Here is a 12,401-nt window from a genome sequence, read left to right on the forward strand (position 1 = left end):
AAGACGTTAGACCTTTATAGAGGTTGCCTTTACCAAAGGCAACCTCTTATTCTTTTTGAGATATAAATTTTTAGATACTATCAAATAATTTTATTCTTCATTCAATCGTTTCAGTAAAGTTTTACAATTTATATTGAACAGAAAATCCTACAAATGAACAATTCTACTTTATCCAAGATAATAATATTTATAGTTACGCTATTTCCGATAGTGGCTTTAGCGCAATATCCTATTATACCTCCCGCGGTACAGGCTGTTTCTGATTCGGCTTTGGCTGTGGAACAAGCTTATTCCGATGCTGCTTGGCAAAAGGCATTACCCATTATTCAAAAAGATGAAAAAGAGGGAAAGCCCTATATTCCATGGGCAGCAAAACCATCTGATTTGCCTCAGGCAAAAATTCCCGCTTTTCCGGGTGCAGAAGGTGGTGGTGCGTATTCTTTTGGTGGAAGAGGGGGTAAGGTTTATGAAGTTACAAGTCTTGCGGATAGGGGACCCGGTACGCTAAGATGGGCTTGTGAACAAGGCGGTCCTAGAATTGTTGTGTTTAATGTAGCGGGTATTATTCATTTGAAAAGCCCTATCATTGTCAGGGCTCCTTATATCACAATTGAAGGGCAGAGTGCTCCAGGTGATGGTATTTGCGTAGCCGGTGAGTCTGTTTGGATAAACACACATGACGTTGTTATTAGATTTATGCGTTTCCGCAGAGGTGCGACAAATGTAGGTCGTAGAGACGATGCTGTGGGTGGGAATCCGGTTGGTAATATTATGATAGATCACGTTTCTGCTACTTGGGGGCTGGATGAGAATATGTCTATTTATCGACATGTTTACGACAGGGGAACTAAAAAACAAGAAAAATTACCTACGGTAAATGTTACAATTCAAAATTCGATTTTTGCTGAAGGTTTAGATACGTATAACCATGCTTTTGGTAGTACTATAGGGGGATTAAACAGCACTTTTATGCGCAATTTGTGGGCAAATAATGTTGCCAGAAACCCATCCGTTGGTATGTATGGTGATTTTGGCTTTGTAAACAATGTTATCTTTAATTGGTGGAACAGAAGCGCAGACGGAGGAGACAATAATTCGTTTTTTAATTTTATTAATAATTATTACAAACCAGGTCCTATTACGCCTAAAAATAAACCTATTTCTCATAGAATATTAAAACCAGAATCTGGTCGTTCGCCAGCAACAAGAGGTGTGTATGGCAAAGCCTATGTACATGGAAATATTATGGAAGGTAATGCAGCGGTGACCGAAGATAACTGGAATGGTGGTGTTGAAATTGAAGATATGGATAATGCGGGAAAATATACCAACAGTATTCGCGTCGACAAACCATTCCCATTAAGTGGCCATGTGAAAATTATTACGGCTAAAGAAGCCTATAATTATGTTTTAGATAATGTAGGGGCCGTTTTACCTACCCGTGATCCCGTGGATTCGAGAATTATAAGAGAAGTTAGAACCGGGAAGATTGAATATGTAAAAAATGGGAAATCTGGTGTTACACCCTATATCAAGAGAAGATTGCCGGCAGATTCTTATAAAGAAGGAATTATAAGTGACATTAGTCAAGTGGGCGGTTATCCAACTTATAAAGGGAAGTCATATAAAGATTCAGACCAAGACGGTATGCCAGATAAATATGAGAGAGCACATGGCTTTAACCCGCACAATGCTTCGGATGCATCGGCTTATGCTAAAGACGGAAGCGGTTATACCAACATCGAAGAATATCTAAATGGTATTGTTCCGATGAAAATAGTTCAGCCGCAACAATAAAACTTATTAAAGAATTAGGCTAAAATTAGAAAATGAAAAGGCAGCAAAATACTAAACAAACCAAAAATATTTCATTGACCAAATTTTGTAAAACATTTTTGATTGGTTGTATCCTATTAGGTTGTGTTATTCCAACAGCTTTCGGACAAAAGAAGAAAAAAAAGATAATTATTCCTCCTGTCTACGAGGCTAAAGGTGGAAATTTAATATACAAACCGGATTCACTGGGAAATAGGATTGTAGATTTTTCTTATTGTGGTTATATGGCTTCCGAAAAACCAATTCCAACTGTACCGGTGGAGATAGTAGTGCCTTTGAAACCGGGAGATGCAACTTGGCGTATTCAGTCTGCATTGGATTATGTTGGTAAACTCCAGGCTAATAAGGATGGTTTTAAAGGTGCTGTGCTTTTGCAAAAAGGTATTTATCATATTTCGGGTACTTTGAAAATGAACTACTCGGGTGTCGTTTTGAGGGGGAGCGGAATGGGAAAAGAGGGTACCATACTTTCTGCTGATGGCACAGACAGGGCTACGTTGATAATTGTTTCGGGATTGAAGGATAAGAAAGTAGAAGCTTCTCAACCTATTATGGAGACTTATGTTCCCGTAAATGCAACAAAAGTTACTGTTGCTAATAATATAGGTGATTTTACTATAGGAGATAATGTGCTTATCCATAGACCTTGCACTGATAACTGGATTGATGTAATGGGTACAAGATCTTTTGGCGGTGGACTTTCTGCTCTAGGTTGGAAAGGTGATCAGTTAGATATTTATTGGGATAGGAAAATTGTGGGCAAAGATGGAGACTCGCTTGTTTTAGATGCGCCGCTTACTATCGCACTAGATAAAAAGTACGGAGGTGGAACCATTGCAAAATACGTATGGCCGGGTCGTATAAAGCAAGTCGGAATTGAGAATTTAAGTTGTGTTTCTACCTATGATAAATCAAATCCAAAAGATGAAGCACATCGCTGGATGGCTATCACCATGAACAATATGGAAGATGGTTGGGTAAGAAGAATTCAATTTGAACATTTTGCCGGTTCGGCAGTTGATGTGTTGCCCAATGCTAAAAGAATAACGGTTGAAGATTGTAAATCATTAGATCCCATTTCTGAAATTGGTGGGCAAAGAAGGTATACCTTCTGGACTTCCGGACAGCAAACCCTATTTCAAAGACTCTATAGCGAACATGGCTATCATGATTTTGCAGTTGGCTATTGTGCTCCGGGGCCGAACGCTTTTGTGCAATGCCAGTCTTATGAATCTTTAAGTTATAGTGGTGCTATCAGCGCTTTAACTTCGGGCGTTTTATTTGACGTCATACGATTAGACGGGCAAGCGCTTAGTTACAAAAATTTGGGACAAGATGAGCAAGGTGCAGGTTGGAATACTTTAAACAGTGTCTTTTGGAATACTTTCGCAGGAAGAGTTGATTGTTACAAACCGCCCACCGCTGAGAATTATGCATTTGGTACATGGGCTCAGTTTCAAGGTGACGGATATTGGGCCGAATCAAATAATTGGATTACACCAAGAAGCTTCTTTTATGCACAGCTTCAACAAAGGCTGCATAAAAATATTGATAGACAAGCTATTTTGTTGCCCGTTGAAAGCGAGGCCAGCAGTAGCCCAACCGTAGAACAAGCCGCGGCTTTAACAGCCGAAGCTTATAAGCCGGCGATTACTATATCTGATTGGATCGATCATATTACCGCCACCTATCCAATTTCATTGAACACTAATAATGCTAAGATTATTGATAAAATCGGCTTAGAAAAGCAATTAGTTATCACTAAGGCGCCATCAATGGTCTTGTTAAATGGTTGGCTTACGCGTGGCGGAAAAATATTAACCGGCAAACGTGATTATGCACCATGGTGGAATGGATCTTTGAAGCCGGATTGGTTAAAAACAGCTGTTCCCGCCATTACGCGTTTTGTTCCCGGAAGAATTGGTACAGGTTTTACAGACGATTTGGATTCAGTGACCGATAGAATGAAAAGGAATAATGTAGAAATAATGGAACAGAATTATGCTTTGTGGTATGATCGTAGAAGAGATGATCACGAACGCATTCGAAGGATTGATGGAGATGTATGGGCTCCATTTTATGAATTGCCTTTTGCAAGAACCGGTATTGGTGCTGCTTGGGACGGCTTGAGTAAATATGATTTAACCAAGTATAATAAATGGTATTGGAGTCGGTTGAAACAATTTGCTGATTTGGCAGACGAGAAGGGTTTGGTGCTTATTCATCACAATTATTTTCAACATAATATTATTGAGGCGGGTGCACATTATGTAGATTTTACATGGAGGCCGGTTAATAATATTAACAACACTGGCTTCCCAGAACCTATCCATTTTGCGGGAGATAAGCGGTTGTTTATGGCCGATCAGTTTTATAACGTGAACAATCCTGTGAGAAGAAAATTACATCAAGCATTTATCGACCAGTGTTTGAATAATTTTAAAGATAATTCAGGCGTGATTCAGTTTATATGTGAGGAATATACGGGCCCTCTAAGCTTTGTTCAATTCTGGTTGGATACTATTTTAGAATGGGAAAAGAGCACAGGGCATAAAGAAACCATCGGTTTGAGTACCACCAAAGACGTACAGGATGGTATCTTAAAGGATGCCAATAGGGCAAAAGCCATCAGTGTCATAGATATTCGTTATTGGTATTACCAGGCCGACGGAACGACTTATGCTCCTCTGGGTGGAAAGAGTTTGGCGCCAAGACAATGGGCAAGACAGCTTAAACCGAAAAGCACTTCTTTCCAGCAAGTATACAGAGCTGTAAGAGAGTACAAAGATAAATATCCTTCAAAAGTAGTAATGTATTCTGCTGAAGGCTATAATACTTATGGTTGGGCGTCCTTTATTGCCGGAGGCTCTTTAGCTCCGTTACCCCAAGCATTGCCGGTTGAATTTTTGAAGGATGCTGCGCAAATGCATCCTATTGATTTGCGGGGCAAGCCAAATAATCAGTGGGCTTTGGAGGGGAAGAATGGAATGATTGTTTATAGCGAAGGTAACAAACCTGTTGCTTTGGGTTCAACTGACGTTAAAGGAAATTATTCTTTGAAATGGATTGATGCCAGAACGGGTATGCAGATTGGAAATACAGAAAATATCCAAGGCGCAAAAGATCTGAATGTAAAGTGTAATGCAGATATTTCCGGGCCTGTTGTATTATGGTTAAGTAATAGTAAATAATGAGTATGCTACAAAAGAAAGAAATGGTTGCTGTTTTATTGAGCGTTTTTTTATTATTGAGCTGTAGCTCCAAACTAAATAATGAAACGGGCCTTTTAAAGATCTCAGATAATCACCGATTTTTTGAGACCCAAAATCATCATCCCTTCTTTTGGCAGGGAGATACGGGTTGGCTTTTGTTTAGTAAATTGAACCATAAAGATGCACAGCTTTATTTAGAAGATAGACAAAAAAAGGGCTTCAATGTCATACAGGTTATGGTGATTCATAGCCTAGGTGAAACGGATGTGTATGGTGATCCGGCATTGATCAATCATGATTTAAGTAAACCTAATTTAAAAGTAAGTGGAAATGCCGACGGCAATTATTGGCAAAATATGGATTATGTAATAGATTTAGCTGCAAAGCATGATATTTATATTGCTTTGGTTCCCGTTTGGGGTTCAGTGGTGAAATCTGGAAAAGTTTCAGTTGCGCAAGCCAAATCTTATGCCACTTTCTTGGCCAATAGGTATAAAAATAAATCCAACGTCATTTGGATGAATGGTGGGGATATTCCAGGAAGCGATTCTGCAGATATTTGGCAAACGATTGGTGAAACTATTCATCAAATTTGCCCGGAACAATTGATAACTTTTCATCCAAGAGGAAGAACACAATCTTCGACTTGGTTTCAACGAGCAGACTGGCTAAGTTTTAATTGCTTTCAATCCGGACATCGAAATTACCTTCAGGATACTTCTGCCGGAGAGTTACATTATGGAGAAGATAACTATAAATACGTTATCAGTGACTACGCTAAAATGCCGGTAAAGCCAACATTAGATGCAGAACCTTCTTACGAAAATATACCACAAGGTTTGCACGATACGACACAACCTAAATGGAAATCTGCTGATGTCAGACGCTATGCTTATTGGTCTGTATTTGCCGGTGCGGCCGGGTTTACTTATGGAGACAATTCTGTAATGCAATTCCATAAAAGTGGAGATGCTGTTGGTGCTTATGGTGCAACTGCTGATTGGAAAACTGCCATTAATGACACAGGTGCATCGCAAATGATTTACCTGAAAAAATTGATGCTTAGCCGAGACTATTTAAGCAGGGTTCCAGACGAGTCTATTGTGGTAAATCAAGGAACAAAATATAATTACTTGGCGGCTACACGAGGAAAAGACTACGTGTTTGTCTATGATTTTACAGGGGAAAATTTTTCGCTTAATTTAAAAAACTTTAATTACGAGAACTTGAAAACGACCTGGTACAATCCGCGCAACGGCAAGAGCCAAGAGACTCATCATCTAAGAAACCATGGAATTATTCAATTTGATCCGCCGGGACTAACTGCGGATGGAAATGATTGGGTATTGGTCATTGACGCTGTATAGAATAGAATTCAAATAACATTTTTTCCGGGTTTATTTGGTTTAGTTGGGTATGATTTGATCTAGTCATGCTCAATTTTCTTGAAAAGAATCATTTAACCCAAATTATGATAATTTTATACAATTTTATGCAAATTTACGAAAACTTATATTCAGATATAAATGTAAATTTGACCTATGAATTTTATTAATGACTTACCAAATTAATTGTTACAAATATTTTCGGTAATTCAGAAGACTTTGTGAATACTTGTTTTTGCTATAAATTAATAATGAACGTTCGTTTTTTGGTTATTAAATAATTGTCATCCTTACTTATCCCTCAATTTGGATATTGTAATTTATATAAGACGGATTTTGGATCTATAAATTGAAATTCTTAATCATTTTAATTAAACTAAATGCACCCATACGAAAAAAGATTGCACTCGTCTTCATTGGAGTGCATGCATTTATCACCAAATCAAAAAAGGAAATTTATGTACATCAAACTCTTGCAAAAAATGTCGGGAGCAATGCTTCTGGTATTATTGTCCTGCGGCGTGCTGCTCGCACAGGAAAGAACGATTAATGGAGTTGTAGTTGACAATGTCAGCGGGCAGCAACTTCCAGGGGCTGTAATTAGTGTTAAAGGTAAACCTAGCAACGTTAGCGCAGATGCTCACGGTGGATTTTCTATCAAGGTTTTGCCTTCAGATTCTGTAATTGTAGTAACTTATATTGGGTATAAAAGAGCATTTGTAAATGTAGTAGGACTAAATTCTGTTACTGTAAAAATGACTTCCGAGGACAAGGACTTATCTGATGTCGTAGTAGTAGGATATGGTACGCAAAGCAAAAGGGATATTACTGGATCAATGGCTACTGTTAATTTAAAACAAATAGCGGATATTCCTGCTGCTTCTATTTCCGAATTATTAAGAGGGCAGATACCTGGATTACACGTGACAGGTGGCAGTCAGCGGCCTGGTGATTTAGCGACGTTAGATGTCAGGCAACAGTTTAATTTTGGAAAGATGGCGGCACAACTTCCCCGATAATTGTTATTGACGACGTCATTCAAGTTGATCCTGCGACAGGCAAACCATCGCAAAATGCATTTAATAATTTGGATTTATCCGAGGTTAAAAGTATAACAGTGGTGCGGGATGCGGCTGCAGCCATCTATGGGGCACGCGGCTCGCAAGGAGCAATTATCATCACTACAAAGAGAGGAAGTGTTGGTGCACCACGTATTTCTTATAATGCCAAATTTGAAAGAAATGATGCTGTAAGCCAAGGAAAAGTGATGAATGCTAGACAGTTTGGGGAATATTCGAATAAATTTAATATTGCAGGTGGGCATACAGATCCTAAATATCTGTTTTCTGACGACGAACTAAATAGTATGGATTCTTTAAATTATGATTGGTTGGGGAATGCATGGAGTCCGGCTTATAATATGCAACATTCTTTGGATGTAAGTGGAGGTACAGAGAAAGCCACTTATTTTACCGGAGCTTCTTATTATACCCAAGGTGCTAATTTGGGATCCCAGAATTTTAATCGCTGGACCTATAGGGCTGGAACGGATGTGAAAGTAATCAGTGGGCTAAATTTAGGTGCCACAATAGCGGCTAACAATACAGATATTGCAAAATCATTCTCTAAAATCAATTTTAGTGATGGATATGCAGTTGGTGGTGAACAAAATGATTACAGCGTCTTGCTGCATATGCCTAAATATATTCCTTGGGAATATAATATTAATGGTGTAAATCAGTATCTATCACCGCCATTGGGTGCGAATAAAACGGGAAGTGCAAAGGGTAACAATTCCTTAAGTAACTGGAATTACTATGCCTTATTAAATAATGGCTCACAAACAGTTAATAAAAGCTTTAATTATAACGTTAATATTTCATTAACGTACGCTGTGCCTTACGTTCCAGGACTAGCGTTTAAATTAAATTATGGGTTGTCTCAACAATCGTCCAATACGGAACAAGATATGTTTCCGATATTATTGTATCAAGATGCTAATATTATAAATGCTGGGACACATTTATTTTCCGAATTGGGTTCAACGGATTCCAAGTGGAAAGGAACACTTAATACATCCAACTCCCGTGTAACTTACGATAACACCACGTCAAAAAATGAGCAATCCAACTTTTTTGTTACTTATGATAAGCAAATTGGAGACCATAGCATTTCTGCTATGGCTTCAGTAGAAAAAGCAACAAATAGTGAAGATGATAGGTATCAGATATATGATAATCCCATGCCAGATGTCTATAATGGAACTTCGGTATCGGCTGGAACCTTAAATACATCAAATACGATTACTTACAAATATGCAGGAGGGGCACTATCCTATCTGGGTCGTTTAAACTATAATTATAAAAGCAAATACCTCTTACAGTTTGTTTTTCGTACAGACGCATCAACTATTTTTGCACCTGAAAATTATTGGGGTTTCTTCCCGGCTATTTCTGCAGGTTGGGTATTGTCGGATGAGAAATTTTTTAAAGATAACATTTCCTGGATAAACTTCTTCAAAATACGTGCAGATCTCGGCCGCACCGGCAACAGCAATATAAATCCTTGGCATTGGCTGCAAGTATATACTGCAGCTGCGGATAAAGGTTTCGGTTTTGGTAGCAATGGTGGAAACTATGTAACTGGCTTTACCCCTGGAGTTACACCTAATAGAAATGTAAAATGGGATCGTACTTTACAAAGGAACTTTGGATTAGATATGTCCTTTTTAGATAGCCGGCTTTCTGTGTCATTTGATCAATATTTTAACTCGGGTAGAAACTTGTTACAGGTTATGTCAGGCGCCATTAATACACCCATATCCGTAGGGGGTGCCTTTGCTGAGCAAAACTATACTAATCTCAATTCTTGGGGTTCGGAACTTTCTATTAATTGGAGAGATCATGTAGGAAACTTTACCTATTCTGTTGGCATTAATTCTGGCACAAGTAATTATAAAACGGTTAAATATTTTGACCTGCCGTTTGATTACCCTTCTATAACAACAACCGAAATGGCCGTAGGGAATGGCCGTTATTCACCGGTTTGGGGATTTAAGACTTGGAAACAAACTTCCGGTCACGATGGTATACTACGCACCGATGCTGATATAGATAATTATTGGAATTATTTAACGCAAAATGCTGCAAATTCTGGTGTAGCGGGTGCTGCTCCCAACTTTCTAGGCATTACTTCAGAGTCTGGCTTGAAAAAAGGTATGTTGGTGTATAATGATGTTGCAGGTGCATTAAATGCAGATGGTAAAACAATTGCCGGACCTGATGGGACTATTCAACAGGATGAAGATTATGTAAAATTAAAGAAGTCAAACAGAACTTATGGCTTTACCTCAAATATAAACTTAGGTTGGAAAGGCATCTCATTGATTACGCAAATTTCTGTAGGTTGGGGTGGTGCTCGACGTTTAGATTATATAAAACAAGGAACTTCTAGTTCGAACGCTACTTGGTCTCAGCCTATATATTTGACTGATATGTACGATTCAGCCACGAATCCGAATGGCAAATACCCCAATATAGCTTACTATGATGCATTTGGTGGCACGAATTCGGACTTTTTTATGTTGCCAACATTTAGTGCGGTTATTCGCAGTTTAAGTATAGGTTATACTTTACCCGCAACTTTTGTTAAGAAAGCAGGAATTCAAAGTGTCCGAGTATATCTTTCAGGAAATAATCTTTGGTATTTAAATAATCCCTATCCGGATAAATACCGAAATATGTATGATGCGCCAAATGTTGCATATCCCACATTACGAACATGGGCACTCGGACTTAATATAGGTTTTTAAAAATTATTTTCAAACATTTGATTATTTCAACATTATTATGAAAAATAAAATATTCTTTTTACTACTATCTATAATTCTGCTAGGTTCAGCAGGGTGCAGTAAAAAATTTCTGGAAAATACGAAAGACTATAACCAGTATGGCGAAGACCAGGTTTTTTCCAACGAAACGTTGGCTGGGTGGTATATTGACAGGGTCTATAACTATTTCTTTGTAAGTTATACAAACCCTTTACAACAAGTAGTGGGCTTATACAATACAAACAGATCCAACATGACGGAAGAGTTGGGTGGTACCGTTATTAATTATACAGACCCAAACAAAACTTTGCAATTTGCTTCAGACGCGGATGGGTACTATGGTACAACGTCATCCAGTACTACAAATAATCCATATACGCGCATCCGCTTTTGCAACGACATCATAGAAAAGATGGATGAACCGTTAACAGCCAATCTATCAGCTTCCTTCCGTGCAACGGCAAAAGGCCAGATGTATTTTTTGAGGGCCTGGCAATATTTTGATTTAGTAAGGGTATATGGAGGTGTACCCATTGTTACCACTGTACAAAATAATAGTACAACTGATCCGTCCATACAAATACCACGTGCCAAATCATCCGATTGTTTTGCGCAAATTGTGAAGGATTTAGATTCTGCAGCGGCTTTACTTCCGATGACTTGGAGTTCCCCCAGTACGAATTACGGCAGACTTACTGCTGCAGGTGCGTTGGCCATGAAGAGCCGTGTGCTTTTAACAGCGGCGAGCCCCCTGTTTAATACGGATTGGGATAATCCAGGCAATGCAAAATGGAAAGCTGCTTTACAAGCGAGTTTAGATGCAGAAACTCAGCTGACAGCCGCAGGTTACGGTTTATATGGATCAAGTGCAAAAGATTGGGCTTCTATGACTAATCAAGGGAACTCTAAATTCAATCCGGAAGCGCTTATCGTTTTTCAATTTAGTACGACAAATACTAAATCTGTGGGAGTTAATAATACTTGGGAAAATTCTATAAGACCAATCGATTATGGTGGTTCGGGGAATGGTATTTCTGCTACGAAACAAATGCTCGATTTATTTCCAATGGCCAATGGCTCGCGTCCAACAGCAGCTAACGGTTATATAGATACTTTCTTCTTCGCAAATAGAGACCCACGTTTTTACAAGACTTTTGAATTTTCGGGTGAAAAATGGGGTATCAAAGGCAATGCTAATAAATCCACCTGGTTTTATAGGTGGAAGCCAAGTGCAACCGGCAAACCAGTTTACTATGGTGATAACCAAACCAATAGTCCTGCTATCGTTCGGAAAATGTCAGATTCCAATGCCGATAGTACTGGTTACGCTTATTCCGGCACCAATATCTTTGAATACCGATATGCTGAGTTAATATTAAATATTGCAGAATGTTATGCCGCAACAGGAGATATTAATGACGCAGTTAAATATTTGGGCAAAATACGCGCAAGAGTGGGCATACCATCGGCTAATAATTATGGGATAGGAACGCCGGCAACTAAATATGAAGCAATAAATGATTGTTTATATGAACGCCGTGTGGAGTTGGCTTACGAAGGAAAGCGTTTCTGGGATATCCAACGTTGGATGTTGTACGACAATACCCCAAAAAGTGGAAACTCTGTTCAAAAATTAGGTCTTACTCCTATCAATGGTACTGCTCGTAATGGCTATTATTGGCAGGCGCAAAATTACACAAGTAAAGATCCGTTGACTGATTCTGTTAGAAATAGCATTCTTATTGATCCCGACGCAGCTGATTTTAATGCGCAGATTGCCGCATTAGAAGATGTTTATAGAAAGAATTTTGTCATGACTCCATTAGATCAGGCTTGGGATCAAGTAAGTGGCACACCTGTTAATATATTATTCCGCCCTAATTATTATTTGTCTGGTCTTAATTCTTCTGTACTAAGTTTGGATCCTTGGATTACTCAAACCGAGGGATGGTTAGACTATTCGGGCGGGGCAGGTACCTATGATTACCAACAATAAAGTGGTTTTGGTCGATAATTTATAAAGATAGAGGATGCTTTTTTAATTGATCAAACAAAAATGAGTATAAGTTTTGTGTCTTTGCTTACTTGCCTAGAAAAGTTGACTTTAGATTTATAAAAACAGTTTCAAATTATTAGAAA

Annotated in this window: 6 protein-coding genes; all 6 read left to right on the forward strand. The window is 38.6% G+C overall.

The genetic code is table 11. The annotated features are described in order from the left end of the window. Nucleotides 1–153: 153 nt before the first annotated feature. The 6 genes from ACQR30_RS14125 (at nt 154) to ACQR30_RS14150 (ending at nt 12,258) form a co-directional block, all read left to right on the forward strand. On the forward strand, nt 154–1,797 hold the full coding sequence (locus ACQR30_RS14125) for a pectate lyase family protein (RefSeq protein WP_429736224.1): 1,644 nt from the start codon (nt 154–156) through the stop codon (nt 1,795–1,797). Nucleotides 1,798–1,829: 32 nt separating this feature from the next. Then, on the forward strand, nt 1,830–5,027 hold the full coding sequence (locus tag ACQR30_RS14130; RefSeq protein ID WP_429736226.1) for a DUF6298 domain-containing protein: 3,198 nt from the start codon (nt 1,830–1,832) through the stop codon (nt 5,025–5,027). A 5-nt stretch (nt 5,028–5,032) separates the two neighbouring features. Continuing rightward, on the forward strand, nt 5,033–6,415 hold the full coding sequence (locus ACQR30_RS14135) for a glycoside hydrolase family 140 protein (RefSeq protein WP_429736228.1): 1,383 nt from the start codon (nt 5,033–5,035) through the stop codon (nt 6,413–6,415). 476 nt (nt 6,416–6,891) lie between these two features. Further along, nucleotides 6,892–7,452 carry a carboxypeptidase-like regulatory domain-containing protein gene (locus ACQR30_RS14140; protein WP_429736230.1) on the forward strand — a complete coding sequence of 187 codons (561 nt, stop codon included), beginning with the start codon at nt 6,892–6,894 and terminating at the stop codon, nt 7,450–7,452. 17 nt (nt 7,453–7,469) lie between these two features. Further along, nucleotides 7,470–10,244, forward strand: a complete 2,775-nt coding sequence (locus ACQR30_RS14145) for a SusC/RagA family TonB-linked outer membrane protein (protein ID WP_429736234.1) — start codon at nt 7,470–7,472, stop codon at nt 10,242–10,244. A 37-nt stretch (nt 10,245–10,281) separates the two neighbouring features. Then, entirely contained in the window at nt 10,282–12,258 is a 1,977-nt protein-coding gene (locus ACQR30_RS14150) for a RagB/SusD family nutrient uptake outer membrane protein (RefSeq protein WP_429736232.1), read from the forward strand. Nucleotides 12,259–12,401 lie beyond the last annotated feature (143 nt).

It is taken from the genome of Arachidicoccus sp., assembly GCF_050436765.1.
In the GTDB taxonomy this organism is placed as follows: Bacteria; Bacteroidota; Bacteroidia; order Chitinophagales; family Chitinophagaceae; genus Arachidicoccus.

Bases quoted from the DNA above. Each gene is read 5' to 3' on its own strand.
- ACQR30_RS14150 (WP_429736232.1), top strand. From the start codon at position 10,282: ATGAAAAATAAAATATTCTTTTTACTACTATCTATAATTCTGCTAGGT.
- ACQR30_RS14130 (WP_429736226.1), top strand. From the start codon at position 1,830: ATGAAAAGGCAGCAAAATACTAAACAAACCAAAAATATTTCATTGACC.
- ACQR30_RS14135 (WP_429736228.1), top strand. From the start codon at position 5,033: ATGCTACAAAAGAAAGAAATGGTTGCTGTTTTATTGAGCGTTTTTTTA.
- ACQR30_RS14140 (WP_429736230.1), top strand. From the start codon at position 6,892: ATGTACATCAAACTCTTGCAAAAAATGTCGGGAGCAATGCTTCTGGTA.
- ACQR30_RS14125 (WP_429736224.1), top strand. From the start codon at position 154: ATGAACAATTCTACTTTATCCAAGATAATAATATTTATAGTTACGCTA.